This is a genomic window from Cupriavidus alkaliphilus (assembly GCF_014191175.1).
Taxonomy (GTDB): domain Bacteria; phylum Pseudomonadota; class Gammaproteobacteria; order Burkholderiales; family Burkholderiaceae; genus Cupriavidus; species Cupriavidus alkaliphilus.
In genome coordinates this window covers 80,948-105,082 of record NZ_JACHWE010000011.1, presented here as the reverse complement: position 1 = coordinate 105,082, position 24,135 = coordinate 80,948, and the positions used below count along the sequence as shown (strand labels likewise).

The following is a 24,135-nucleotide window of genomic DNA, read 5'->3' as shown; positions in this document are numbered from 1 at the left end:
ATGGCCCGGGCTGCCGCGCACGCCATCCGCCTCGCGACGGCAGGTGACCTGCCGTCGCTGGCCGCGATCGAACTGGCCGCGGCAGCGATGTTCCCCGACGGCGACCTGCCGGCGCTGCTGCGGCTGGTCAGCACGCCCGATTCGGCGCTGGCCGCCGCGCAGCGCGAGCAGCGCCTGTGGGTAGCCGAGCGCGGCGGCCAGCTGGCCGGCTTTGCGCTGGCCAGCCGCAACGGTGAATGCGGCTATCTCGACGAAATGGATGTCCATCCGGACCATGGGCGCCGCGGCATCGGGCGCGCGCTGGTGGGCACGGTGCAGGGCTGGGCACGCGCGGGCGGCCTGCGTTCGCTGAACCTGACCACGTTTGCGCACCTGCCGTGGAATGCGCCGTTTTATGCGTCGATGGGGTTCCGGCGGCTGGAGGACAGCGAGCTTTGCCCGTTGCTGGCGGAGGCGCTGGCGGCGCAGCGCGCGGCGGGATTGCGGCAGCGCGTGGCGATGCGGCAAGAGTTGTGAGGCGGGGATTCAGCCCCGTCGGTTTGCTCCCCTCTCCCGCCTGCGGGAGAGGGGCCGGGGGAGAGGGCAGGCGCTGGCATACCGACGCCCTTGACTTCGTTGAGGCTCCGGCCCTCTCCCCCGCCCCTCTCCCACTTCGCGGGAGAGGGGAGCTTGCTTCCCACGGTGCGAGCGATGGCTAATTCCATTGACAAGATTTGTGCGACATTCGCCCGGACGCTGAAGCCGGAGCGGACCTCGCCGCTATGATGTCGGGCAGTATTCCCTGCCAACCACCCAGCCGTGCCCACCATGTCGACCCAGCTTCCCGCCATCATCCCAGCCGCCCCCGGCACGCCTGAAAAGCCCTATTTCGGCATTGACGTGCCGCTGATGCGCTATTTCGGGCTGCAGCCGGAGCTGATCGAAGAGGGCTACTGCCGCACGCGCCTGCCGGCGCATCCGCAGCTGGTGAACAGCCGCGGCGACGTGCATGGCGGCACGCTGATGGCGACGCTGGACTTCACCCTGAGCGGCGCCGCGCGCTCGCACGCGCCGACGGAAACCGGCGTGATCACCATCGACATGTCGACCCACTTCCTCGCCGCCGCGCGCGGCGAGCTGACGCTGGAAGCGCGCTGCCTGCGCCGCGGTGCGCGCATTGCGTTCTGCGAGGGGGAAGTGAAGGATGCCGACGGCAACGTGGTGTGCGTGGCGCGCGCCGCGTTCAAGCTGGTGCCGTTGTCCAGCGGCGGCAACTAGGCGCCACGGGCACGCGGGCCAGGCCGCTCAGCCCAACGCGCGCGGCGCGAAGGCGTGGTTCAGCGGACCGTTGCCGCCGCCCAGCCGCAAGCCTGCGCCGGCCGCGATGGCCTGCGCCACATAGTCCAGCGCGGTTCCGACGGCCGCTTCCAGCGCCTCGCCGCGCGCCAGCTGCGACGCGATCGCCGCCGCCAGCGTGCAGCCGGTGCCGTGCAGGTTGCGGGTCTCGACACGCGGGTGCGTGAACACGCGCACGGTGCCGTCCTTCAGCATCAGCATGTCGTCCAGCCCGCCGGCGAGGCCCGCCGCGCCATCGTCTTCCAGATGGCCACCCTTGAGCAGCACGGCCGGGCAGCCCAGCGCGATCAGGTCGGCGGCGGCCTGTTCCATGTCGGCGCGGCGCGCGATCCTGCGGCCCAGCAGGTAGGAGGCCTCGGGCAGGTTGGGCGTGACCAGCAGCGCGCGCGGGAACAGCAGCTGCACCATGGCCTGCGTGGTGGCATCGTCGGACAGTGTCGCGCCCGAGGTCGAGATCATCACCGGGTCCACCACCAGCTTGCGCAGGCCGTGCCGGTCCGCCGCCGCGGCCACGGCCTCGACGATGGCGGCGGTGCCCAGCATGCCGGTCTTGGCGGCGTCCACGCCGATATCGCAGGCCACCGCGTCGATCTGCGCGGCCACCATGTCGGCCGGGATCGCATGCACGCCGGTCACGCCCAGCGTGTTTTGCGCGGTGATCGCGGTGATGGCGCTCATGCCGAAGCAGCCCAGCGCGGAAAAGGTCTTCAGGTCGGCCTGGATGCCGGCGCCGCCGCCGGAGTCGGAGCCGGCGATGGTCAGGGTGCGGGGTGGCGTTGGAATCATCTGTGCAGGAATCGGAGGGGGCCGGTGCGCAAGGCGTCCGGGCACGCTACAATACCGCCACTCCGAGGAGCGTTGCAACGGATGGAGGCCCCGCGAGGCACATCGCGCGGCCGGCGGCACACCCGCCCCTGCCATCCGCCAGGCTCGGACTGTCTTCAACGGCGCTCGCTGATCCGTGGTTTCGCACGGAGGCGAGTCGACCTATCCGCGTGCTTCGCATGAGCCCGAGCGCCATGCACGGCCGCCAGTTTCCCGTACTCGTCACCTGCGTGCCACTCTTCACCGGGAGTGAAACATGAACGCTGTGACCGACCTGAAGCACGACTACCTCGTCGCCGACATCAACCTGGCAGGCTGGGGCCGCAAGGAAATCGCCATTGCCGAGACCGAGATGCCCGGCCTGATGGCGATCCGCGACGAGTTCGCCGCCGCGCAGCCGCTCAAGGGCGCGCGCATTGCCGGCTCGCTGCACATGACGATCCAGACCGCCGTGCTGATCGAGACGCTCAAGGCGCTGGGCGCCGACGTGCGCTGGGCCTCGTGCAATATCTTCTCGACGCAGGACCACGCCGCCGCCGCGATCGCCGCGGGCGGCACCCCGGTGTTTGCGTTCAAGGGCGAATCGCTGAAGGAGTACTGGGACTTCACGCACCGCATCTTCGACTGGGCCGACGGCGGCACCCCCAACATGATCCTCGACGACGGCGGCGACGCCACGCTGCTGCTGCACCTGGGCGCGCGCGCCGAGAAGGACGCTGCGGTGATCGCCAATCCGGGCAGCGAGGAAGAAACCTACCTGTTCGCCGCGATCAAGGAAAAGCTGGCCCGCGACCCCAGCTGGTACAGCCGCAACCTGGAAGCCATCCGCGGCGTGACCGAGGAAACCACCACCGGCGTGCACCGCCTGTACCAGATGGCGCAGAAGGGCGAGCTGCGCTTCCCCGCGATCAACGTCAACGACTCGGTCACCAAGAGCAAGTTCGACAACCTGTACGGCTGCCGCGAATCGCTGGTCGACGGCATCAAGCGCGCCACCGACGTGATGATCGCCGGCAAGATCGCCGTGGTCGCCGGCTACGGCGACGTGGGCAAGGGCAGCGCGCAGGCGCTGCGCGCGCTGTCGGCGCAGGTGTGGGTGACCGAGATCGACCCGATCTGCGCGCTGCAGGCCGCGATGGAAGGCTACCGCGTGGTCACCATGGACTACGCCGCCGAGCATGGCGATATCTTCGTCACCTGCACCGGCAACTACCACGTCATCACCCATGACCACATGGCCCGGATGAAGGACCAGGCCATCGTCTGCAACATCGGCCACTTCGACAACGAGATCGACATCGCCTCGATCGAGAAGTACGAGTGGGACGAGATCAAGCCGCAGGTCGACCACGTCAAGTTCCCCGACGGCAAGAAGCTGATCATCCTGGCCAAGGGCCGCCTGGTGAACCTGGGCTGCGCCACCGGCCACCCGTCGTACGTGATGAGCAGCTCGTTCGCCAACCAGACCATCGCGCAGATCGAGCTCTGGCAGGAGCGCGACAGCGGCAAGTACCCGGTCGGCGTCTACACGCTGCCCAAGCACCTGGACGAGAAGGTCGCGCGCCTGCAGCTGCGCAAGCTGAACGCGCAGCTGACCGAGCTGACCGAGCAGCAGGCCGCTTACATCGGCGTGAAGAAGGAAGGCCCGTACAAGGCGGATCACTACCGCTATTGATGCGCGCAGTGAGGTAGCCACGCCCTCTCCCGCTTGCGGGGGAGGGGAGCCATCCCGCAGGGAAGCCAACCAAGGAACCGTCATGAGATTACTGGTCGTCTGGATCATCAACGCCGTCGCGCTGTTCGTCTTGCCCTACATCATCCCGTCGATCCACATCAAGAGCTTCGGCTCGGCGATGCTGGCGGCGCTGGTGCTGGGCCTGGTCAATACGCTGATCCGTCCGATCCTGGTGATCCTGACCCTGCCGGTCACGCTGCTGACGCTGGGGCTGTTTATCTTCGTCATCAACGCGCTGCTGTTCCTGTTTGTCGGCAACCTGCTGTCGGGCTTTACCGTCGGCGGCTTCTGGGCGGCCTTGCTGGGCTCCATCCTGTACAGCGTGATCTCGTGGCTGCTGGCCAGCCTGCTGCTGGGCAACCGCGACGACTGACCCTATTCGCGCGCCGTGACAACGCGGCGCGCCACCATCATGCAAGACCGCTACTTCAGCTTTGAATTCTTCCCGCCCAAGACGGCGGAGGGCACGGAGAAGCTGCGCAACACGCGTGCGCAGCTGGCACCGCTCAAGCCCAAGTACATCTCGGTGACGTTCGGCGCCGGCGGCACCACGCAGCAGGGCACGCTCGACGCCGTGCTGGAAATCCAGCGCGAAGGCATCGAGGCCGCGCCGCACCTGTCATGCGTGGGCTCGTCGCGCGAGAGCATCCGCGCAATCCTGCAGCAGTACCGCGAAGGCGGCATCCGCCATATCGTCGCGCTGCGCGGCGACATGCCGTCGGGCATGGGCGAGATTGGCGAGTTCCGCTACGCCAACGAACTGGTCGAGTTCATCCGCGCCGAGACCGGCGACTGGTTCAATATCGAAGTCGCGGCATACCCGGAGTACCACCCGCAGGCGAAGTCGCCGCGCCATGACCTCGACAACTTCGTGCGGAAGGTCAGGGCCGGGGCCGACTCGGCGATCACGCAGTACTTCTACAACGCCGACGCGTACTTCCGCTTTGTCGACGATGTGCGCGCGCTCGGCGTCGAGGTGCCGATCGTGCCGGGCATCATGCCGATCACCAACTACTCGCAGCTGATGCGCTTCTCCGAGATGTGCGGCGCCGAAGTGCCGCGCTGGGTGGCCAAGCGCCTGGAGAGCTTCGGCGACGACCGCGAATCGATCCGCGCCTTCGGGCTGGATGTGGTCACGGCGCTGTGCGAGCGGCTGCTGGCCGCGGGCGTGCCGGGGCTGCATTTCTATACGCTCAACGCGGCCGGTGCGACCAAGGCGATCTGGCAACGGCTGAAGCTGTAAGCGCCGGGACCGCGCTGATGGCCACACGTCGCCCCGATCCCTTCATCGAACATTTGCTCGAGCCGATGGGGCCGCTGGCGGCGCGCATCGGGCCGGTGACGGCCAAGAGGATGTTTGGTGGCCACGGCCTCTTCTATGACGGGCTGATGTTCGCGCTGGTGTCGGGCGGTACCTGCTACCTGAAAGCGGATGACACCACGCGCGGCAAGTTCGACGCCGAGGGCAGCGAGCCCTTCCGCTACCAGTCCGCCAGGCGCGAGGTCACCATGCGCCACTACCTCAGCCTGCCGCCCGCCGCACTGGAATCGCCGGCGGCGATGACGCCGTGGGCGAAGCTCGCGGTGGAGGCGGCGCTGCGGCTGGGGAATGCGGGCTGACTGTTTGCTCCCCTCTCCCGCGCGCGGGAGAGGGGTCGGGGGAGAGGGCAGGAGCTTCTACGAAGTGAAACGATGTCGGCTGCGTCAGGCGCCGGCCCTCTCCCCCACCCCTCTCCCGCAAGCGGGCGAGGGGAGCTTGCTGCAAGGGCCGGAAGCCAGCTTCCTGCGCAGACGTAGCTGCAGACCACGCCCGCCACAATCGGTGCCATACTCGCCCCATGGTCACCGCCACCTTCCGCTTCTACGAGGAACTGAACGACTTCCTCGCGCCGGACCAGCGCCGGCGCGACCTGTCCTGCGCGTGCGCGCGCGCCGCGACCGTCAAGCACATGATCGAGGCGCTGGGCGTGCCGCATACCGAGGTCGAGCTGATCCTGGTCAACGGCGAATCATGCGGATTCGACCGGCAGCTGTGCGAGGGCGACCGGGTCGCGGTCTATCCCAAGTTCGAACGCATCGACGTGTCCCCGCTGCTGCGGGTACGCGAGCAGCCGCTGCGCGTGATGCGCTTTGTTGCCGACGCCCACCTGGGCGGGCTGGCGCATCTGCTGCGCATGACCGGCTTCGACACGCTCTACGACAACCATTTCGAAGACAGCGAGATCGAGCGCATCGCGGTCGACGAGGGCCGCATCGTGCTGACGCGCGACCGCGAGCTGCTCAAGCGGCGCGGCATCACGCACGGCTGCTATGTGCGCGCGCTCAAGTCGCGCCAGCAGGTGCGCGAGATCTTCGCGCGGCTGGACCTGGCGCGCAGCGCCCGGCCGTTTTCATTGTGCCTGGACTGCAATGCGCCGTTGCACGCGCTGGATCCCGCCGGTGCGGCCGGGCGCGTGCCGGACGGCGTGCTCGCGCGGCATCGCAGCTTCGTCACCTGCGACCGCTGCCGGCGGGTGTTCTGGGAAGGCTCGCACTGGCGCTGCATGCGCGCGCTGGTCGATGAGCTGGTGCAGGGCGCCGGGACCGCTCCGGGCTAGAACGCGCCCGACTCCGTCACGATCCAGTCCATGGCGATGTCGTGCGGCTGCGCCTGCAGAGAAATGCGGCAGGCGTCGTAGCCGACGCCGATGGCCACCGGCCGCTGCGCCATCGCCGCCAGGGTGCGGTCGTAGAATCCACCGCCGTAGCCCAGGCGGAACTTGTCCGGGCTGAAACCGACACAGGGAATGATCAGCGCATCCGGCATGGCGGCCTCGGTGCCGTCGGGCACCGGGATGCCGTAGTGGCCGGTGGCCATGGGCGTATCCGGCGTCCACAGGTGGAAATCCAGCGGCGTGCCGGGGCGGCTGACCGCGGGCAGCGCGGCATGGCGGCCGGGCACGGCGGCGAGCCACTGCGCCACCGCGGCGCGCGCGTCGAACTCTTGCTGGATCGGCCAGTAGAAACCCAGGCAGCGCACCGCCAGGCCGGCCAGCAGTTCGGACAGCGCGGCGGCGATGCGGGCATCGGCCGCGGCGCGCGCGGGCAGCGCGGCGCGCTGCGCCAGCAGCTGCGCGCGCAGCGCGCGGCGGTCGCCGGCAGGGATGGAGCTAGTCGCAGGAGTGGAAGACATGGCGTGGGATAATGCCCTCGTCCGAACCAACACGGACGGCGGCGCCGCGGTTTTCGGCACACGGTGCAGGCGCGGGCGCCGCCGTCATCGACAAGGAAGAAGAATGCTGAAGGGAGTATATCTGCAGCGTGCAGGGCGGGCCGCCTGGATCGCGCTCGCATGTGCATTGCTTGTCACGCCCGTCCACGCGCAGAAGCGCCCGCAGGCGGTCACGCGCGCGCCGTCGACGGTGATCCCCAGCGATCCCGACGAGGCCTTCACCGCGCTGCGCGAAGCCGCGCGCAAGAACGACGTGGAACGCGCCTACGCGATCTCGGCCACGCTGGTGGACTACCCGGTTCCGTCCTATGTCGAGTACTTCCGCATCAAGCCGCAGCTGTTCGACGCCAGCGGCCTGGCCCGCATCGATGCGCCGGACGACCAGGTGCGCGTGTTCCTGCAGCGCTACAAGGGCGACGCGATTGCCGACCGCATGCGCAATGACTGGCTGCTGGTGCTGGGCAAGAAGCGCGACTGGGCCAACTTCGATGTCGAATACCCGCAGTTCGCGCTCAAGGACGATACCCAGGTCGAGTGCTATGCGCTGCTGTCGCGCGCGCTCAAGGGCCAGAACGTGGCGGCCGACGCGCGCGCCGTGCTGAGCGATCCCAGGTACTACGGCGAAGGCTGCGTCGACCTGATCGGCTACCTCGTCCAGAGCCAGCAGATCCAGCGCAGCGACGTGGCCTTCCAGGCGCGCCTGGCGCTGGAGCAGAACTACGTCACGCTGGCCGGCAAGATCGCCGCGCTGTTGCCTGATGCGCGACCTGAGGCGCGCGCCGACGGCGACACCCTGGCCACCATCGTCAAGATGGCGCGCTCCGACCCGTCGCAGGCGGCGGCCTACCTGGCCACGGCCCAGGGCACGCTGTCGCGCGACGAGCAGGGCGCGGCGTGGGGTGTGATCGGCCAGTTCGCCGCCAGGAAGCTGCTGCCCGAGGCGGCCGGCTACTACCGCCGCCAGATGGACCTGGGCGGCAACCAGTGGCTCTCCGACGACACCCAGGAATGGCGCGTGCGCGCCGCGCTGCGCCAGGGCGACTGGAAGCAGGTGCGCCAGGCGGTCGAGCTGATGCGCCCGGAGCTGCGCGCCAAGGACCCGGCCTGGACCTACTGGTACGGCCGCGCGCTCAAGGTCGACGGCCGCGACACCGAGGCCCAGCAGAACTTCCAGCAGATTGCCGGCCAGTTCAATTTCTACGGCCAGCTGGCCAGCGAGGAACTGGGCAACCGCATCACGCTGCCGCCGCGCACCACCGTCAGCGACGCCGAGGCCATGGCAATGCGCGCGCGCCCCGGTTTTCAGCGCGCGCAGAAGTTCTATGCCATGAACCTGCGCTTCGAGGGCAACCGCGAGTGGAACTGGGAGCTGCGCAACATGAGCGACCGCGAGCTGCTGGCCGCGGCCGAATATGCGCGCCGCCTCGAGCTGCTCGACCGCACCGTCAACTCGGCCGACCGCACCCGCAACGAGCATGACTTCGCGTTGCGCTTCCTGATGCCGTACCGCGACATCATGCAGCGCGCCACCGACGAGGTCGGCCTCGACATGGCATGGGTGTACGGCCTGATCCGCCAGGAGTCGCGCTTCATCATGAATGCGCGCTCGTCGGCGGGGGCGCATGGGCTGATGCAGGTGATGCCCGCGACAGCAAAATACGTGGCGCGCAAGATCGGCATGAGCGACTTTTCGCCGTCGATGATGGGCGATCCCACCATCAACATCCAGCTCGGCACCAATTACCTGAACATGGTGCTGACCGACCTGGACAGCTCGTGGACGCTCGCCTCGGCCGCGTACAACGCCGGCCCGGGCCGGCCCAAGGCCTGGCGCAGCACGCTGGCGCGGCCGGTGGAAGGCGCGATCTTTGCAGAGACCATCCCGTTCAATGAAACGCGCGGCTATGTGAAGAATGTGCTTTCCAACGCCACGTACTATGCTGCATTGATGAGTGGCCGGCCGCAGTCGCTGAAATCGCGCCTGGGCACGGTCGCGCCGTCGGCGGTGACCACCACCAGCCTGCCCTGAAGTCGTCTGTTCTGGTCCGCCTGCTCCGGCATAGGGCGGGCAAGACGGGCCTGCCGGCATAGTGCCGCGGGCCCGGGCTGGCGGGTGCCGCGGCGTGCTTCTTTCCTGGCACGGAGGCAACATGCAGACCAGCAACGTCCTCGTCATCGGTGGCGCCGGCTTTATCGGCAGCCATCTCGTCTCGCGCCTGGCCGGCGCCGCCTCGGCCTCGGGCGCGCCGCTGGAACCCGGCGCCAATCCCGATTCCCCCATCGCCCCTGAGCGCATCGTGGTCGGCACGCGCAATGTCGAGCATGCGCAGCACCTGCTGCTGCTGCCGCGCGTCGAGGTGGTGGAACTGGGCCTGGCCGACAATGCCGCGCTCGACGACGCGATCGGTTCGCTCGGCGTCGACGGCATCGTCGTCAACCTGGTAGGCGTGCTGCACGGCGAGCGCGCCGAGCCCTACGGCGAAGCCTTTGCCAGCGCGCATGTGGAGCTGGTGCGGCAGATCGTGGCGTCATGCCTGTCCACCGGCGTGCGCCGGCTGTTGCATATGAGCGCGCTCGGCGCCGACAGCAAGGGGCCGTCGATGTACCTGCGCAGCAAGGGCGACGGCGAGCGCATCGTGCGCGCCAGCGGGCTCGACTGGACCATCTTCCGGCCCTCGGTGGTGTTCGGCCCCGATGACCATTTCCTCAACCTGTTCGCCCACATGCAGCAGCTGGCGCCGGTAGTGCCGCTGGCGTGCGCGCATGCGCGCTTCCAGCCGGTATTCGTGCAGGACGTGGTGCAGGCCTACCTGAACGCCATGGTGAACCCGGCCACCATCGGCCACGGCTATGAGCTGGGCGGGCCGCAGGTCTATACGCTGGAGGAGCTGGTGCGCTTTGCCGGGCGCGCCTCGGGCCATCCGCGCCCGGTAATCGCGCTGCCCGATGCGCTGGCGCGGGTGCAGGCCGCGGTCATGGAGCATATGCCGGGCGAACCGCTGCTGTCGCGCGACAACCTGGATTCGATGCAGCTCGACAATGTGCTGGAGCGCCCGCTGGCGCCGGAACTGAACCTGCATCCCGTGCACCTGGAGGCCGTCATGACCGACGCGCTGTCGGGGCGCAACCGCGATACCGCGCTGACCCACATGCGCGCCAGCGTGCACCGCTGAGGCGCCACCGGGCGGCGCGGCCTATGTGACCGGATTTCATATCGGTTGCGAGCGCAATTCACTTTGACGCGGGCGGCCACGCTGGCAAAATGACTGGTCCGGCGCTCTGCGGCCACGCCGTGCCGCGGGCCGCGGCGCATGGGTCGCGGCCCGCGTCCGTGCCGTCTCTCCCTCCGTTTCCTCCCCCAAGGACCTCACGATGAAGCTCGTCATCGGCAACAAGAACTATTCCTCCTGGTCGCTGCGCCCCTGGCTGCTGCTGCGCCAGGCCGGCATTGATTTCGAGGAAGTGCAGGTGCGCCTGTTCACCGGCAGCTTCGCCGCCGAGATCGCCCGCTACTCGCCCGCGGGCAAGGTGCCGGTGCTGGTCGACGGCGATGTCACCGTGTGGGATTCGCTGGCGATCTCCGAATACGTGGCCGAGCGCTTCCCCGGCCAGCAGCTGTGGCCGGCCGACCCCGCCGAGCGCGCGGTGGCGCGCGCGGTCTGCGCCGAGATGCACTCGGGTTTCGGCAACGTGCGCAGCCAGTTGCCGATGAACGTGACCGCGGTGCTGCCCGGGCGCGGCTGGAACGTCGCGGTGCAGCGCGAGGTCGAGCGCATCGCCGCGATCTGGGACGGGCTGCGCAAGCAGCATGCGGCGCGCGGGCCGTTCCTGTTCGGCACCTTCACCGTCGCCGATGCGTTCTTTGCGCCGGTGGTAAGCCGCTTCGCCACCTACGGCATCCACCTGCCGGACGACCGCGAAGACGCCAAGGCCTATGCCGATTTCGTGCTGGGGCTGCCGGCGATGCAGCAATGGATTGCCGGCGCGCGCGAGGAACGCGACTTCCTGGCCGACGACGAGCCATACCGCCTGGCCCCGGACCGGGCCGATGCGATCATCGTCAACCACTAGCCAGAACGCCGGCACCGGGCGGCTGCCCCGTGCCGGCGCATGAAAAGGCCATAACCATGCAGGTGTATGCCGTGGGCGGCGCGATCCGCGACGAACTGCTGGGCAAGCCCAGCCAGGACCGCGACTACGTGGTCGTCGGCGCGACCCCGGCCGAGATGGAAGCCGCCGGCTACCGCCCGGTCGGCAAGGATTTCCCGGTGTTCCTGCATCCGCGCACGCAGGAGGAGTACGCGCTGGCGCGTACCGAGCGCAAGACCGCGATGGGCTACAAGGGCTTTGCCTTCTACTGCGAGCCCGACGTCACGCTGGAAGACGACCTGGTCCGGCGCGACCTGACCATCAACGCGATGGCGCGCGCGGTGGATGCCGACGGCAACCTGACCGGGCCCGTGATCGATCCGCACGGCGGCCAGCGCGACCTGGCCGCGCGCCTGTTCCGCCATGTCTCCGACGCCTTTGCCGAAGACCCGGTGCGCATCCTGCGGCTGGCGCGCTTTGCCGCGCGCTTCCACGACTTCAACGTCGCCGCCGAAACCATGCGCCTGATGCGCGAGATGGTCGCCGCGGGCGAGGTCGACGCGCTGGTGCCCGAGCGCGTGTGGCAGGAGCTGGCGCGCGGGCTGATGGAGGCACGGCCGTCGCGCATGTTCGAGGTGCTGCGCGAATGCGGTGCGCTGGCGCGGCTGCTGCCCGAGCTGGAGCGGCTTTGGGGCGTGCCGCAGCGCGCCGACTTCCACCCCGAGGTCGATACCGGCGTGCACGTGATGATGGTGATCGACTGCGCCGCCGCGCTGGACGCACCGCTGCCGGTGCGCTTTGCCGCGCTGGTGCATGACCTGGGCAAGGGCACCACGCCCGCGGACGTGCTGCCGCGCCATATCGGCCACGAGCTGCGCAGCGTCAGGCTGCTGGAAGAGGTCTGCGCGCGCTTGCGCGTGCCCAACGAGTGCCGCGACCTGGCGGTAGTGGTGGCGCGCGAGCACGGCAACATCCACCGCTCGCTGGAGTTCGGCGCCGCCGCCGTAGTGCGGCTGCTGGAGCGCTGCGACGCGCTGCGCAAGCCCGCGCGCTTCGCCCAGGCGCTGCAGGCCTGCGAGGCCGACAAGCGCGGGCGCAAGGGTTTGGAGCACAACGCCTACCCGCAGGCCGCGCGCCTGCTGGCGGCGCGCGAGGCCGCGGCGTCGGTCGATGCGGGGGCGATCGCGCGCGCCTGCGCGGATGACGTGGCGCAGATCAAGGACAGGGTCCATGCCGCGCGGGTCGCGGCGGTGGCACAGCGGCTCGGGGCGCAGCCGGGCGAGTGAGCCGGTCCTGGCAGGCGGCCGAAGCTCCTACAGCAGCTTGCCGATCACCAGCGCAATCAGCGAGATCAGGATCGTCGACGCGAACGGCAGCACGAACTCGCGCCCGAACACGCGGAAGCGCACGTCGCCGGGCAGCCGGCCCAGCCCGACCTTCTGCAGCCACGGCAGTGCAGCGGACAGGATGATCACGCTCAGGAAGATGGTCAGGGTCCAGCGCAGCATGGCGGCTCCGGTGCCGTTACAAGGCGTGGCAGCGGTCGCCGCGGGCAAAACCGGCCAGCGGCTCGGTGTCGTCGAGCCCGCGCGTGAGCGCGATCACCTTGAACAGCTCACCCATCTCGGCCTCGGACAGCAGCTTCTGCACCGCATTGGCCTGCGGCAGGAAGGCGCGCGCGTCGGACGGGTCCAGCGCCATCAGCAGGTCGGTGATGCCGGCGTTCATCAGGAAGCGCGCCTGCGAGGCAAAGCCCGCCACGGTCAGCCCCGACTCGGCCGCGGCGTGCGCGATGCCGCTGAAGTTCACATGCGCGGTGATGTCCTGCAGGCCGGGATACAGGAACGGGTCCGGGTGCGCATGATGGCGGTAGTGGCACATCAGCGTGCCGCCGGCGCGCTGCGGGTGGTAGTACTCGCTGCCGGGGAAGCCGTAGTCGATGAAGAAGGCCGCGCCGCGCGCCAGCATGGCGCCGACCGCGCGCGTGAAGCCCTCGGCCTCGGCATGGGTTTCGGTGACGAGGTCATGGTCGCCGGGGATGGCGCGCAGCGCCACGGGCACGTCGGCATCGGCCAGCGGGCGGTCCTCGAAGCGGAACGCAGGCGCGCCGCCATCGGCCCGCGGCGCGGCGCGCGCCACGCCGCGCTCATGCCAGCCGCCGTCGCGGCGCGCATACAGCTGCACCGGCATCGCATCCAGCACTTCATTGCCGACGATCACGCCGTCGAAGGCGGCCGGCAGCGTATCGAGCCAGGTGACGCGCTCCGCCAGGTGCGGCGCGCGCCGGGCCAGCGTGTCCTGCTGGCGCGCGCGCAGCTCGCCCGACAGTTCGACGATGGCATAGGTGTCGGGCAACTGGCCTTCCTGTTCCAGCCCCAGCAGCAGGTCCGCCGCCAGCCGGCCGGTGCCGGCGCCGAATTCCAGCAGGCGCGGCATCCCGTGCGCCAGCAACGGCGCGAACTGGCGCGCCAGCGTGCGGGCGAAGAAGGGGCTGAGCTCGGGGGCGGTGATGAAGTCGCTGCCGTCGCGGGCATCGCGCCCGAACTTGGCCGAGCCGCCGCTGTAATAGCCCAGGCCGGGCGCGTACAGCGCCAGCGCCATGTAGCGGTCGAAGCCGATCCAGCCGCCGGCGGCATCGATCGATTCGCCAATACGGGCCGTAAGAGTATCGGAAGCGGCCAGCGCGTCGGCGGGGGGAAGGGGTAAACTAGCGGCTTTCTGCATCCTGCGATTGTAGCAATGCCCGCAACCGATACTTCCGCCAGCCAACCCGCCAACGATACGGCTGGCGACAAGGCTGGCCACAAGGCCGCCCAGGCCGCCGCCCGCGGCGTGGCCCTCGTGACTGGCGGCGCGCGCCGCCTGGGCCGCGCCATCGCGCTGGAACTCGCGGCGCAGGGCTGGGACGTGGCCGTGCACTGCCATCGCTCGGTCGACGAGGCCGAAGCCCTCGCCACGCAGCTCCGCGCGCTCGGCCGCCGCGCCGCGGTGCTGCGCGCCGACCTGGCCGACGAGGCCGCCACCAGCCGGCTGGTGGCCGACTGCACCGCCGCGCTGGGCGTGCCGACCTGCCTGGTCAACAATGCCTCGCTGTTCCAGTACGACGTGGCGACCAGCTTCTCGTATGCGTCGCTGGATACGCATATGCGCACTAACGTGGCCGCGCCGCTGCTGCTGGCGCGGGAACTGCACAAGGCGCTGGCCGCGGCCGCCGGCGCGGATGGCGCGAACAAGGCCGCCGAGCCGCGCGGCGTGGTGATCAACCTGCTCGACCAGAAGCTCGACAACCTGAACCCGGATTTCCTGTCGTACACGCTCTCCAAGGCCGCGCTGCAGACCGCCACGGTGCAGCTGGCGCAGGCGCTGGCGCCGCGCCTGCGCGTGGTGGGCGTGGCCCCCGGCATCACGCTGGTGTCGGGCGAGCAGTCGGAGCAGAGCTTCCGCCGCGCGCATCGCGTGACGCCGCTGGGCCAGTCTTCCACGCCCGAGGACATCGCCCAGGCGGTGGCCTACCTGGCGCGGGCGCGCGCCGTGACCGGCACCACGCTGTACGTCGACGGCGGCCAGCACCTGATGCCGCTGGCGCGCGACGTGATGTTCCTGACCGAATGACCCGCATCATCGGCCGCGCCTGACCGGCGCGGCAACCCTGTCTTACACTGCCCCTTTCGTTTTCCGCCCATGACCATGCTCGCCGCCCTTTCCCACCCCAGCCTGCAGGACTGCCGACGCATGTTCCTGCGCAACTACGAAGTACAGATCAATATCGGCGTGCACGAATTCGAGAAGAAGGGCGAGCAGCGCGTGCTGATCAATATCGACCTGTTCGTGCCGCTGGAGGAATGCACGCCGCAGGCCGACAAGCTCGACGAAGTGGTCGACTACGACTTCATGCGCAACACCGTCGCGGCGCGCATGGCGCAGGGCCACGTGCACCTGCAGGAGACGCTGTGCGACGACGTCGCGCGCGCCATGCTGAAGCATCCCAAGGTGCGCGCGGTGCGCGTGTCGACCGAGAAGCCCGATGTGTACCCGGATTGCGATTCGGTCGGGGTCGAGGTCTTCCATATCAAGCAGGCCTGAGCGGTCCTTTAGGCGCCCGCTGCAGCGCGCGGGCGCCTAAAGTAAAATGTTGCCCCTTCGCGCCGCGCCGGCCATTCCATCCGGCGGGCGCCACGCAACAGGATGCTCCATGAGCCACTCAAACAACTTCTATCGCCTCGAGACGAGGCTGCAATCGCAAACCGGCAAGGCCATCGGCGACTTCGGCATGATCGAGGACGGCGACACCGTGCTGGTCTGCATGAGTGGCGGCAAGGACTCGTACACCATGCTGTCGGTCCTGATGGCGCTGCAGAAGCGCGCGCCGATCCGGTTCAAGCTGATTGCGATGAACCTGGACCAGAAGCAGCCCGGCTTCCCGGAACACATCCTGCCCGAGTACCTGAAGTCGGTCGGCGTCGAATATGTGATCGTCGAGGCTGACACCTACTCGATCGTCAAGGAGAAGGTGCCTGAGGGCAAGACCACCTGCTCGCTGTGCTCGCGCCTGCGCCGCGGGGTGATCTACCGCACCGCCAAGGAGCTGGGCGCCAACAAGATCGCGCTGGGCCACCACCGCGACGACATCGTCAACACCTTCTTCCTGAACATGTTCTTCGGCGGCAAGATGAAGGCGATGCCGCCCAAGCTGGCCACCGACGACGGCGCGCACATCGTGATCCGCCCGCTGGCGTATTGCTCGGAGAAGGACATCGCGTCGTACGCGCGCGCGATGGAATTCCCCATCATCCCGTGCAACCTGTGCGGCTCGCAGGAAAACCTGCAGCGCAAGAAGGTCAGCGAGATGCTGCAGGAGTGGGAGCGGCAGAATCCGGGCCGCATCGACAATATCTTCGCGGCGCTGCGCAACGTGGTGCCGTCGCACCTGGCCGATACCGAGCTGTTCCCGTTCACCGGCCTGGCGACCGGCCTGGCCAAGGTCGACGAGGCCTCGCTGTTCGGTGAAACCACGTTCCAGCAGCAGCCGCTGACGTTTGCCGGCAGCCTGGACGAAAACCGCATGGAGTTCGTGCGCTTCGAGCGCACGCCCGCGGCGCAGCCGGCCGGCACGCAATAAGTCCTGCGGCCGCCGGATGGCAGAACGCCCGCTTGCGCGGGCGTTTTTGCTTCAGGCGGCGCGGTTTCAGTTCGCCGCCGCCGACTGCACCGGCGGACTTGCCTTCTCGCGCATCAGCGCATGCGTGTCGTCGATCCACTTCTGGAAGCGTTCCTGCGCGTGTGCCTTCTGTTGCGGCGTGGTCAGGTTGGCAATCGCCACCGTGAGCGCGATGCCGGCGTTGTTGCCGGCTTCGTGGCTGGCGGCGTGCCGGGCCGGCGGGTTCTGCCAGTATTCGCGGAAGCGGCGCAGCAGGTCGATCACCTGCGCCTTGGGCGGCTGAGTGGCCTGCACGAAGCGCACCATCTTGATCCATTCCTGCTGGCGCGCGACGCGCTCGGCATAGCGTGCCTCGGCATTCTGCACCACCGGACCGACCTTGACGCGGATCGCCTTCTCCTGCTCGGGAGAGAAGCCGCCGTAGACCAGGCGGGCGTATTCCATCACCTTGTCGAAGCGCGCTTCCTCGCGCTCGGCGGGGTCCGCGTTGAGGAATTTCTTGCGGTACTTGGCGTTGCCCTCGGCAAACTTCTTTTCCATGCGCGCGATCTGGTCGGGCGTCAGCGTCAGCAGCAGGTCGGCCATGTCGGGCATGGCCTGCTCGAAGGAGCGGCGCGCCAGTTCCTGCGAGGCGTCCTGGAAGTGCGCAACCATCGCCGGCGTGACCGGCTGGCGCACGTCGGCCTTGGCCTCCTGCAGCAGGTTGGCGATTTCCGGTAGCTGCGCCTTGCGGTGCCAGGCAAAGAAGCGCGCGATCGCCTCGCGCGTCAGCGGCTCCTGGGCCGCGGTGACGTCGACATAATTGTCGATCCACCAGTACGCCAGGCGGTCGCCCTGCTGGTAACCGAGCTTCATGGCGCTGCACGCGCACAGGGCCGCGGCGCCCAGAATCACCAAAATGCGCCGGGCCCAGCAATTGTGAAATTCGGAAACCTCGGCCGGTTGGGGAGAAAGCGCCATGTTAAAATCGCCGCGCATTGGAACGGGGCTCGCTCGCTGCCCGCCAGCCGAGTCCTGGCAAGGGTTTGCGGGAAGATGCGCAGGCCTGGCGGCAAGCTTTTGCCAGCCCCGGCGGCGCCCCTTGCCAAACACCGGGCCCAATATCCGGCCGGCGTTTCCCAGAATATTTTCGGACACACTCACTTAGGGGTCTCCTTGTGAATATCGTCATTCTCGCCGCGGGCATGGGCAAGCGGATGTATTCCGATTTGCCCAAGGTGCTGCACCCGGTAGCCGGGCGGCCCATGCTCGCGCATGTCCTGGATACGGCCCGTGCGCTGTCGCCGTCGCGGCTGGTGGTCGTGGTTGGCCACGGCGCCGCGCGCGTGCGCGAGGCGGTGGCCGCTGACGATGTCGCCTTCGCCGAGCAGTCCCAGCAACTGGGCACCGGCCATGCGGTGATGCAGGCACTTCCCTTGTTGGACGACAACCAGCCTACGTTGGTTCTCTACGGTGACGTGCCGCTCACCAGCGCGGCGACGCTGCAGGCACTGGTGGCCGAGGCCGGCGCGCAGCGCTTTGGCGTGCTCACCGTGGAAATGCCCGACCCGACCGGCTACGGCCGCATCGTGCGCGACGCGGCGGGCAGCATCGTCCGCATTGTCGAGCAAAAGGACGCGACCGAAGCCGAGAAGGCCATCCGCGAAATCAACACCGGCATCATCGTGTGCCCGACCGGCCACCTGCGCAAGTGGCTGTCGACGCTGCGCAACGACAATGCCCAGGGCGAGTACTACCTGACCGACACCGTCGAGCGCGCCGTCGCCGACAGCGTCGAAACCGTTTCGGCACAGCCTGCCGCGGTCTGGGAGACGCTGGGCGTCAACAGCAAGCTGCAACTGGCCGAGGTCGAGCGCATCCACCAGGGCAACCTGGCCCGGCGCCTGCTCGAAGCCGGCGTGACGCTGCTGGACCCGGCCCGCATCGATGTGCGCGGCGAGCTGACCTGCGGGCGCGATGTCACCATCGACGTCGGCTGCGTGTTCGAGGGCCGCGTGCACCTCGAGGACGGCGTGCGCATCGGCGCGCATTGCGTGGTCCGCAACAGCACCGTCGGCGCCGGCGCGCAGCTGCACCCGTTCTGCCATATCGACGAGGCCAAAGTCGGGCCCGCGGGCCGCATCGGGCCGTACGCGCGCCTGCGCCCCGGCACAGAGCTGGGCGAGGACGTGCATATCGGCAACTTCGTCGAGGTCAAGAATGCACAGGTGGCCGCACACAGCAAGGCCAACCACCTGGCCTATGTGGGCGACGCCACGGTGGGGTCGCGCGTCAATATTGGCGCGGGTACCATCACCTGCAACTATGACGGGGTGAACAAGCACCGCACCGTGATCGAGGACGATGTCTTCATCGGCTCCGACACGCAGCTGGTGGCGCCGGTGACGGTGCGCCGCGGCGCCACGCTGGGCGCCGGCACCACCCTCACCAAGGAGGCCCCGGCCGACAAGCTGACGCTGTCGCGGGCCAAGCAGCTGACCATCGACGCCTGGCAGCGTCCGGTCAAGCAGCCGAAGCAGTAAGCACCAGGGGCCGCCTGCACCAGGCGGCGCCACAGGATTCATACCGGCGCCAGTGGCCAGAGGGCAGGCGCCAGCAAACGGGGGTTCAGCATGTGTGGCATCGTCGGCGCGGTTTCCACGCGCAACATCGTTCCGGTCCTGATCGAAGGGCTGCGCCGCCTGGAGTATCGCGGCTATGACTCGTGCGGCGTCGCCGTCGTGCGCGACGATGCGGTCGAGCGCGCGCGCACCGTGTCGCGCGTCGCCGACCTCGACGCGCAGACGCAGGCGTCCGGCCTGTCCGGCTTCACCGGCGTGGCGCATACGCGTTGGGCCACGCACGGCAAGCCCGACACCGTCAACGCCCACCCGCACCTGTCGGGCGAAACCATCGCGCTGGTGCACAACGGCATCATCGAGAACTACGAGCCGCTGCGCGAAGAGCTGCGCGCGGTCGGCTACGGCTTCGAGTCGCAGACCGATACCGAGGTGGTCGCCCACCTGATCCACCAGGCCTACAGCTATCCCAGCAGCGCCACCCGCGGCGACCTGTTCGCCTCGGTGCGCGCGGTCACCAAGCGCCTGCACGGCGCCTACGCCATCGCGGTCTTCGCCAAGGACCAGCCCGGCCGCGTGGTCGGCGCGCGCGCCGGCTCGCCGCTGGTGGTGGCGCTGGGCGAGAACGAATCCTTCCTGGCGTCCGACGCGCTGGCGGTGGCCGGCACCGCCAACCGCATCATCTACCTGGAAGAGGGCGACGTGGTCGAGATCACGCTGGACGGCGTGACCATCCACGACGCCAGCGACCACCCGGTCGAGCGCGAAGCGCGCCTGGTCGAAGCCCACGCCGCCTCGGTGGACCTGGGCCCGTACCGCCACTTCATGCAGAAGGAAATCTTCGAGCAGCCGCGCGCGCTGGGCGACACCCTCGAGGGCGTCGAAGGCCTGTCGCCGGACCTGTTCGGCGACAAGGCCGCCGAGGTCTTCGCCGGCATCGACAGCGTGCTGATCCTGGCCTGCGGCACCAGCTACTATTCCGGCTGCACCGCGAAGTACTGGCTCGAGAGCATCGCCAAGATCCCGACCCAGGTCGAGGTCGCCAGCGAATACCGCTACCGCGACACCGTGCCCAACCCGCGCGCGCTGGTGGTGGTGATCTCGCAATCGGGCGAAACCGCCGACACCATGGCCGCGCTGCGCCATGCGCGCGCGCTCGGCCACGTCCATACGCTGGCGGTCTGCAACGTCGCCACCAGCGCGATGGTGCGCGAGACCGAGCTGCGCTTCCTGACCCGCGCCGGCACCGAGATCGGCGTGGCCTCGACCAAGGCCTTTACCACGCAGCTGGCCGCGCTCTACATGCTGACGCTGTCGCTGGCCAAGACCCGCGGCCTGCTGACCGAGGAGGCCGAGGCCAGTGCGCTGACCAACCTGCGCCACCTGCCGGCCGCGCTGCACGGCGTGCTGGCGCTGGAGCCGCAGATCATCGCGTGGTCCGAAGACTTCGCCCGCCGCGAGAACGCGCTGTTCCTCGGCCGCGGCCTGCATTACCCGATCGCGCTGGAGGGTGCGCTCAAGCTCAAGGAAATCTCGTATATCCACGCCGAAGCCTACCCGGCCGGCGAGCTCAAGCACGGCCCGCTGGCGCTGGTCACCGAAGCCATGCCGGTGGTCACCGTCGCGCCCAACGACGCGCTGCTGGAAAAGCTCAAGTCCAACATCCAGGAAGTGCGCGCGCGCGGCGGCCGCCTGTACGTGTTTGCCGACAGCGATACGCAGATCCAGTCGTCCGACGGCATCCAGGTGATCCGCATGCCGGAGCACTATGGCGACCTCTCCCCGATCCTGCATGTGGTGCCGCTGCAGCTGCTGGCGTACCACACCGCTTGCGCGCGCGGCACTGACGTGGACAAGCCGCGCAACCTGGCGAAGTCGGTGACGGTGGAGTAAGGCACCCGACGCTGGGCAAGGGACTGGCTGCGGACGCTGTTCCGCGCCGGACATTGCCATGCCGGAACAACAGGGAAAGCGCCATTCAGGCGCTTTTCTTTTGCCTGTCGGCTCCCTCAGGGGCCCGTCCGCGCCGCTGGCAAAAATCGTTTGACCCTGACGTAGCGGCAGGGTCGAGCATCAGTGCTTTCTCCACAACCGGAAGCCAACATGCTCGACCATCCCGCCCCCGGCGGCACGCCGCCCAGCCGGTCCGCGCTGACCATGGCCCTGGCCCGTGCGGCACACCAGCTGCTCGATACGCCAATCTTGCTGGAAGACCCGTTCGTCTTCGATGTGCTTGGCAGTAGCTTGGCCCGCCAGACCATTGCCGACCCCTTTCCCTGCAACGCGCCCATGCTGCGCACGCTGCGTGCCGCGGTTGTCGCCCGCAGCCGCTTTGCGGAGGATCGCCTGAGGGCTGGCCTGAGCGCGGGGGTGCGCCAGGTGGTGATCCTTGGCGCGGGGCTGGACACCTTGTCGCTGCGGATTCCGACTGACACGCAATGCGTGGAAATCGACCGCGGCGAAGCCCAGCGCTGGAAGCTGGACCGCCTCCGCGAAAGCGGCATTGCGCTGCCGTCCCATGTCGCGTACGTCGCGGCCGACCTGGCCGCCACCCGCCTGCCCGAGTTGCTGGCATGCCACGGCATCCGCCCCGATGCAGCGACTTTCTTCAGCTGCCTGGGGGTGTTGCCTTATCTGGACGCAGCCGCGGCCATGCGCGTCATCGAAGCGGTCGCGGCGCATGCGCCGGGCAGTGAAATCGTGTTCGATGCGCGCGTGCCGCGCGCTTCGCTGTCGCCGGTCGAACGGTGGATGGACGAGATCGCAGCGCAGTCGTTCGCCGCTTCCGGAGAACCATGGCTGAGCGATTTCGATCCCGACACGCTGCGGACGACGCTGAGCGAGCGCGGGTTTGGCGAAGTGGAATGCCTGTCCGCCGACGCACTCAATGCCCGCTACTTTGCGCGCCGGCGGGACGGCTTGCAGACCGTGGGCGGCGGGTTGCGCCTGTACCGCGCTACGGTAGGATGATGCCCCGCATCGATTGATTTCTTCAGGACAGACCGTTGTGCGGCTAAAAGTTGGCGAACTCGCCAAGCGTGCGGGGCTCACCGTACGCACCTTGCACCACTACGACCGGCTTGGCTTGCTCAAGCCTTCGGTTCGCTCGGAATCGGGATACCGGCTTTACGGCCAGAACGACCTCCATCGCCTGCAGCAGATCCTGTCGCTCAGGCAACTCGATATCCCGCTCGCGGAAATCCGACAGGTTCTGGATGCGGGAACATTGACCACGGCTTCCCTCCTTGCCGCGCAACTGACCCGGGTGGACGCGGAGATCAGCCGGCAGATGCAGCTGCGCGGCGAGCTGTTGCGGATCCAGGAGGCGCTGGCTCTGGACGGCGAGCCGTCCGAAGCCGCATGCCTGCGCACGCTCGAAGCCATGTCGGTCTATCGGAGATACCTGGGCGACGAAGCGCGGGCGCTGCCTTTGCTGGGCAGCGGCGGCAAGCTGGCCGCAAGCTGGCAGCTTCGTATCGATGCCATGCGCGCGCTGTTCGAGCAGAACCAGCCCGCGCATGGCGCCAGGGCTCGCACCGCGGCGCGCCACTGGTTCGCGCAGGTGGAAAAGGACACGCGCTCGCGCGCTGCGATGTTCGTGCGCCTGGACCACCTGTTTGCGGAACAAGGCCCTGCATTGCCCCACACCGGCGTCACGCCGGCGCTGGGCGAGTACATCCTGCAGGCGTTTGCCGAATTCCGGCTGTCGATCTACCGGAAGTACCTGGCACCCCGTGACTATCGGCACCTGCGTCGCCGCTATGCGCAGGTCATGCGACGCTGGCCGGCGCTGCTCGGCGAACTCGAGTCGCATCTCGCCGCTGGCAATGCGCCCGGGCACAGTGCGGTACAAGGCCTGGCGCAAGCCTGGCTGTCGATGCGAAGGGAACTGGCGGGGAGCGATGCCGCCATGGCGGCAATGCGGCAGGCGGAAGACAACGAAGCGGAACTGCGTGTCGGTACCTGGCTCCATCCGCGTTTGCTTGCGTACTTGAAGCAGGCTGTCGCGGCAGCCCTGGTGCAAGGGGAATGATCGGCATCTGAAGGGCCGTCTTCGCCGGACCCCGCCTGTAACGGGCCACCATACCAGGCAAAGCTCACGCCGGCGCCCGGCCGCGCGGCTGCCGGCGGTGGCTGCGGGCTGAACCGCATCACGCCGGGTCTATGGCGCCAGCCTCTCCGGGACCGCACCGGCCCGCACCGGCCCGATCTAGGCGCCGGTCTGCGCCACCGCTTCATGCACCAGCGCCGCGAACACGCGCATGGCCGGCGACGGGGTGCGCCCGGCCAGCGTGACGATGCCGTACTGCGCCTTCAACGCGGTGGGCGGGTGCATCGGCAGGGCCACGGCCAGGCGCTGCGCGCACGCCTCGGCCATCATCGCCACCGGCACCAGCGCCACGGCATCGACCGCCAGCAGCAGCGCGCGCAGCGCATGCATGTCGTTGCAGGCGACGCTCATCAGCCCGGGTTCATCTTCCGGCAGCGGGCCGCCGCTGCCGCCGCTGGCCTCGTGCAAGGCCTGGCGGAAATAGCGCACGATATGCGGCGGCAACCGGGTACCGGCCACCGGATAGGCGCGCAGGTCGGCCAAAGTGACCTTGCGCTGCCGGGTCAGCGGATGGCCGCTGCGCACGAAGAATGCCGTTTCCAGTGCCGGCAGCCGGTCGATCTGCAGGTGTGCCAGTTCCGCCAGGCTGCGGCTTTCGCCGACAAAGACATCGAGCTGCTCGGCTTCGAGCGAGCGCCGCATCGCGGGCGTGTCGGCGGTCTCGAGGTCGATGCGCAGCCGCGGATAGCGGCGCACCAGCGCCTCCAGCACCGGATCCAGCAGGAACGAGGCCGCAAACGGCCCGAAGCCGGCGCGGATTGAGCCGACTTCCACGTCCTCGAGCAGTTGCAGGTCGCGCCGCAGCTCGCGCTGCTCGCGCAGCATGCGGCGCGCGCGCGCCAGCGCCAGCATGCCCGCGGCGGTGGGCCGCACCTTGCCGTAGCTACGGTCGATCAGCGTGCCCAGATCGGATTCGAGCGCCTGGATGCTGCGCGTCAGCGCCGGCTGCGACAGGTGCAGCGCGGCAGCGGCGCGCGCGAAGCTGCCTTGCTCGACCAGGGTGACGAAGTGATGCAGCTGCCTCAAGCCCATGAATTAACCATTAACGCATCAAAAACTGAAAAATATTGCATTGGACGTAAGTTCTCAAGCCCACTAAGGTTGTCCTCCAAA

Annotated in this window: 24 protein-coding genes and 1 riboswitch; of the genes, 18 read left to right on the top strand and 6 right to left on the bottom strand. The window is 68.7% G+C overall.

What is annotated here, in order from left to right:
• Positions 1–516: a GNAT family N-acetyltransferase gene (locus tag FHX60_RS26160; protein ID WP_183285076.1), complete on the top strand. Its 516-nt coding sequence runs from the start codon at positions 1–3 to the stop codon at positions 514–516.
• Between the two features lie 291 nt (positions 517–807).
• Positions 808–1,257 carry a PaaI family thioesterase gene (locus tag FHX60_RS26155; protein WP_018004680.1) on the top strand — a complete coding sequence of 150 codons (450 nt, stop codon included), beginning with the start codon at positions 808–810 and terminating at the stop codon, positions 1,255–1,257.
• Positions 1,258–1,284: 27 nt separating this feature from the next.
• Here the strand turns inward: FHX60_RS26155 and thiD are convergent, their stop codons facing one another.
• Complete coding sequence (gene thiD / locus FHX60_RS26150; RefSeq protein ID WP_183285075.1) at positions 1,285–2,121, bottom strand: bifunctional hydroxymethylpyrimidine kinase/phosphomethylpyrimidine kinase; 837 nt, start codon at positions 2,119–2,121, stop codon at positions 1,285–1,287.
• Between the two features lie 58 nt (positions 2,122–2,179).
• Positions 2,180–2,295: riboswitch (S-adenosyl-L-homocysteine riboswitch) on the top strand.
• Between the two features lie 121 nt (positions 2,296–2,416).
• On the opposite strand from thiD, the gene ahcY reads away from it, so the two are divergent.
• The 5 genes from ahcY to FHX60_RS26125 all read left to right on the top strand — a co-directional run bounded on the left by ahcY (position 2,417) and on the right by FHX60_RS26125 (position 6,492).
• On the top strand, positions 2,417–3,835 hold the full coding sequence (ahcY, locus tag FHX60_RS26145; protein WP_183285074.1) for an adenosylhomocysteinase: 1,419 nt from the start codon (positions 2,417–2,419) through the stop codon (positions 3,833–3,835).
• An 82-nt stretch (positions 3,836–3,917) separates the two neighbouring features.
• Positions 3,918–4,268, top strand: a complete 351-nt coding sequence (locus tag FHX60_RS26140) for a phage holin family protein (protein ID WP_012351530.1) — start codon at positions 3,918–3,920, stop codon at positions 4,266–4,268.
• 39 nt (positions 4,269–4,307) lie between these two features.
• On the top strand, positions 4,308–5,138 hold the full coding sequence (gene metF / locus FHX60_RS26135) for a methylenetetrahydrofolate reductase [NAD(P)H] (protein ID WP_092317739.1): 831 nt from the start codon (positions 4,308–4,310) through the stop codon (positions 5,136–5,138).
• Positions 5,139–5,155: 17 nt separating this feature from the next.
• Positions 5,156–5,515, top strand: a complete 360-nt coding sequence (locus tag FHX60_RS26130; protein ID WP_183285073.1) for a TfoX/Sxy family protein — start codon at positions 5,156–5,158, stop codon at positions 5,513–5,515.
• Between the two features lie 218 nt (positions 5,516–5,733).
• Positions 5,734–6,492: a Mut7-C RNAse domain-containing protein gene (locus FHX60_RS26125; protein WP_112777314.1), complete on the top strand. Its 759-nt coding sequence runs from the start codon at positions 5,734–5,736 to the stop codon at positions 6,490–6,492.
• Here FHX60_RS26125 and FHX60_RS26120 read toward each other — a convergent pair.
• Positions 6,489–7,067, bottom strand: coding sequence for a 5-formyltetrahydrofolate cyclo-ligase (locus tag FHX60_RS26120; protein ID WP_183285072.1), 579 nt, complete (start codon positions 7,065–7,067; stop codon positions 6,489–6,491). The two genes, FHX60_RS26125 and FHX60_RS26120, sit on opposite strands and share 4 nt — an antisense overlap.
• A gap of 103 nt (positions 7,068–7,170) precedes the next feature.
• Between FHX60_RS26120 and FHX60_RS26115 the strand changes: the two genes are divergently transcribed.
• The 4 genes from FHX60_RS26115 (at position 7,171) to FHX60_RS26100 (ending at position 12,481) form a co-directional block, all read left to right on the top strand.
• Positions 7,171–9,135, top strand: coding sequence for a lytic transglycosylase domain-containing protein (locus tag FHX60_RS26115; RefSeq protein ID WP_183285071.1), 1,965 nt, complete (start codon positions 7,171–7,173; stop codon positions 9,133–9,135).
• A gap of 121 nt (positions 9,136–9,256) precedes the next feature.
• The gene (locus FHX60_RS26110; RefSeq protein ID WP_183285070.1) at positions 9,257–10,279 is read left to right on the top strand and encodes a complex I NDUFA9 subunit family protein; all 1,023 of its coding nucleotides are present in this window, start codon (positions 9,257–9,259) and stop codon (positions 10,277–10,279) included.
• A 199-nt stretch (positions 10,280–10,478) separates the two neighbouring features.
• On the top strand, positions 10,479–11,177 hold the full coding sequence (locus tag FHX60_RS26105; protein WP_183285069.1) for a glutathione S-transferase family protein: 699 nt from the start codon (positions 10,479–10,481) through the stop codon (positions 11,175–11,177).
• 56 nt (positions 11,178–11,233) lie between these two features.
• The gene (locus tag FHX60_RS26100) at positions 11,234–12,481 is read left to right on the top strand and encodes a multifunctional CCA addition/repair protein (protein ID WP_183285068.1); all 1,248 of its coding nucleotides are present in this window, start codon (positions 11,234–11,236) and stop codon (positions 12,479–12,481) included.
• A gap of 27 nt (positions 12,482–12,508) precedes the next feature.
• Here FHX60_RS26100 and FHX60_RS26095 read toward each other — a convergent pair whose 3' ends face one another.
• Together FHX60_RS26095 and FHX60_RS26090 are read right to left on the bottom strand one after the other, a co-directional pair.
• Complete coding sequence (locus tag FHX60_RS26095) at positions 12,509–12,703, bottom strand: DUF2905 domain-containing protein (protein WP_012351539.1); 195 nt, start codon at positions 12,701–12,703, stop codon at positions 12,509–12,511.
• Positions 12,704–12,719: 16 nt separating this feature from the next.
• Entirely contained in the window at positions 12,720–13,919 is a 1,200-nt protein-coding gene (locus FHX60_RS26090; RefSeq protein WP_183285067.1) for a class I SAM-dependent methyltransferase, read from the bottom strand.
• A 15-nt stretch (positions 13,920–13,934) separates the two neighbouring features.
• Here FHX60_RS26090 and FHX60_RS26085 point away from each other — a divergent pair, with 15 nt between their 5' ends.
• From FHX60_RS26085 to ttcA, 3 genes are all read left to right on the top strand, one after another.
• The gene (locus FHX60_RS26085) at positions 13,935–14,807 is read left to right on the top strand and encodes an SDR family oxidoreductase (protein ID WP_183285066.1); all 873 of its coding nucleotides are present in this window, start codon (positions 13,935–13,937) and stop codon (positions 14,805–14,807) included.
• A 69-nt stretch (positions 14,808–14,876) separates the two neighbouring features.
• Positions 14,877–15,278, top strand: a complete 402-nt coding sequence (locus tag FHX60_RS26080; protein WP_082818824.1) for a dihydroneopterin aldolase — start codon at positions 14,877–14,879, stop codon at positions 15,276–15,278.
• Positions 15,279–15,387: 109 nt separating this feature from the next.
• A complete protein-coding gene (gene ttcA / locus FHX60_RS26075) occupies positions 15,388–16,314 on the top strand; it encodes a tRNA 2-thiocytidine(32) synthetase TtcA (protein WP_112777306.1) in 927 nt (308 codons plus the stop codon).
• Positions 16,315–16,380: 66 nt separating this feature from the next.
• On the opposite strand, the gene FHX60_RS26070 is transcribed toward ttcA, so the two are convergent.
• Positions 16,381–17,208 (bottom strand): DUF6279 family lipoprotein, encoded by an 828-nt coding sequence (locus FHX60_RS26070; RefSeq protein WP_181487105.1) that lies wholly within the window; start codon positions 17,206–17,208, stop codon positions 16,381–16,383.
• Positions 17,209–17,510: 302 nt separating this feature from the next.
• Between FHX60_RS26070 and glmU the strand changes: the two genes are divergently transcribed.
• The 4 genes from glmU (at position 17,511) to FHX60_RS26050 (ending at position 22,944) form a co-directional block, all read left to right on the top strand.
• Positions 17,511–18,875, top strand: coding sequence for a bifunctional UDP-N-acetylglucosamine diphosphorylase/glucosamine-1-phosphate N-acetyltransferase GlmU (gene glmU, locus FHX60_RS26065; RefSeq protein WP_183285065.1), 1,365 nt, complete (start codon positions 17,511–17,513; stop codon positions 18,873–18,875).
• Between the two features lie 90 nt (positions 18,876–18,965).
• On the top strand, positions 18,966–20,804 hold the full coding sequence (gene glmS / locus FHX60_RS26060) for a glutamine--fructose-6-phosphate transaminase (isomerizing) (protein ID WP_112777303.1): 1,839 nt from the start codon (positions 18,966–18,968) through the stop codon (positions 20,802–20,804).
• Positions 20,805–21,014: 210 nt separating this feature from the next.
• Positions 21,015–21,881: a class I SAM-dependent methyltransferase gene (locus FHX60_RS26055; protein WP_183285064.1), complete on the top strand. Its 867-nt coding sequence runs from the start codon at positions 21,015–21,017 to the stop codon at positions 21,879–21,881.
• A 37-nt stretch (positions 21,882–21,918) separates the two neighbouring features.
• Positions 21,919–22,944, top strand: a complete 1,026-nt coding sequence (locus tag FHX60_RS26050) for a MerR family transcriptional regulator (protein WP_183285063.1) — start codon at positions 21,919–21,921, stop codon at positions 22,942–22,944.
• A gap of 177 nt (positions 22,945–23,121) precedes the next feature.
• Here the strand turns inward: FHX60_RS26050 and FHX60_RS26045 are convergent, their stop codons facing one another.
• Positions 23,122–24,054: a LysR family transcriptional regulator gene (locus tag FHX60_RS26045; protein ID WP_183285062.1), complete on the bottom strand. Its 933-nt coding sequence runs from the start codon at positions 24,052–24,054 to the stop codon at positions 23,122–23,124.
• Between the last annotated feature and the right edge of the window lie 81 nt (positions 24,055–24,135).

What these genes read in the sequence shown, in the direction of transcription:
- FHX60_RS26085 (WP_183285066.1), top strand. Translation starts at nt 13,935, where the DNA reads ATGCCCGCAACCGATACTTCCGCCAGCCAACCCGCCAACGATACGGCT.
- FHX60_RS26155 (WP_018004680.1), top strand. Translation starts at nt 808, where the DNA reads ATGTCGACCCAGCTTCCCGCCATCATCCCAGCCGCCCCCGGCACGCCT.
- ttcA (WP_112777306.1), top strand. Translation starts at nt 15,388, where the DNA reads ATGAGCCACTCAAACAACTTCTATCGCCTCGAGACGAGGCTGCAATCG.
- FHX60_RS26070 (WP_181487105.1), bottom strand. Translation starts at nt 17,208, where the DNA reads ATGAAGCTCGGTTACCAGCAGGGCGACCGCCTGGCGTACTGGTGGATC.
- FHX60_RS26080 (WP_082818824.1), top strand. Translation starts at nt 14,877, where the DNA reads ATGACCATGCTCGCCGCCCTTTCCCACCCCAGCCTGCAGGACTGCCGA.
- FHX60_RS26090 (WP_183285067.1), bottom strand. Translation starts at nt 13,919, where the DNA reads ATGCAGAAAGCCGCTAGTTTACCCCTTCCCCCCGCCGACGCGCTGGCC.
- FHX60_RS26055 (WP_183285064.1), top strand. Translation starts at nt 21,015, where the DNA reads ATGCTCGACCATCCCGCCCCCGGCGGCACGCCGCCCAGCCGGTCCGCG.
- thiD (WP_183285075.1), bottom strand. Translation starts at nt 2,121, where the DNA reads ATGATTCCAACGCCACCCCGCACCCTGACCATCGCCGGCTCCGACTCC.
- FHX60_RS26115 (WP_183285071.1), top strand. Translation starts at nt 7,171, where the DNA reads ATGCTGAAGGGAGTATATCTGCAGCGTGCAGGGCGGGCCGCCTGGATC.
- glmS (WP_112777303.1), top strand. Translation starts at nt 18,966, where the DNA reads ATGTGTGGCATCGTCGGCGCGGTTTCCACGCGCAACATCGTTCCGGTC.
- FHX60_RS26045 (WP_183285062.1), bottom strand. Translation starts at nt 24,054, where the DNA reads ATGGGCTTGAGGCAGCTGCATCACTTCGTCACCCTGGTCGAGCAAGGC.
- metF (WP_092317739.1), top strand. Translation starts at nt 4,308, where the DNA reads ATGCAAGACCGCTACTTCAGCTTTGAATTCTTCCCGCCCAAGACGGCG.
- FHX60_RS26110 (WP_183285070.1), top strand. Translation starts at nt 9,257, where the DNA reads ATGCAGACCAGCAACGTCCTCGTCATCGGTGGCGCCGGCTTTATCGGC.
- FHX60_RS26130 (WP_183285073.1), top strand. Translation starts at nt 5,156, where the DNA reads ATGGCCACACGTCGCCCCGATCCCTTCATCGAACATTTGCTCGAGCCG.
- FHX60_RS26160 (WP_183285076.1), top strand. Translation starts at nt 1, where the DNA reads ATGGCCCGGGCTGCCGCGCACGCCATCCGCCTCGCGACGGCAGGTGAC.
- FHX60_RS26100 (WP_183285068.1), top strand. Translation starts at nt 11,234, where the DNA reads ATGCAGGTGTATGCCGTGGGCGGCGCGATCCGCGACGAACTGCTGGGC.
- FHX60_RS26120 (WP_183285072.1), bottom strand. Translation starts at nt 7,067, where the DNA reads ATGTCTTCCACTCCTGCGACTAGCTCCATCCCTGCCGGCGACCGCCGC.
- FHX60_RS26125 (WP_112777314.1), top strand. Translation starts at nt 5,734, where the DNA reads ATGGTCACCGCCACCTTCCGCTTCTACGAGGAACTGAACGACTTCCTC.
- ahcY (WP_183285074.1), top strand. Translation starts at nt 2,417, where the DNA reads ATGAACGCTGTGACCGACCTGAAGCACGACTACCTCGTCGCCGACATC.
- FHX60_RS26105 (WP_183285069.1), top strand. Translation starts at nt 10,479, where the DNA reads ATGAAGCTCGTCATCGGCAACAAGAACTATTCCTCCTGGTCGCTGCGC.
- FHX60_RS26095 (WP_012351539.1), bottom strand. Translation starts at nt 12,703, where the DNA reads ATGCTGCGCTGGACCCTGACCATCTTCCTGAGCGTGATCATCCTGTCC.
- FHX60_RS26140 (WP_012351530.1), top strand. Translation starts at nt 3,918, where the DNA reads ATGAGATTACTGGTCGTCTGGATCATCAACGCCGTCGCGCTGTTCGTC.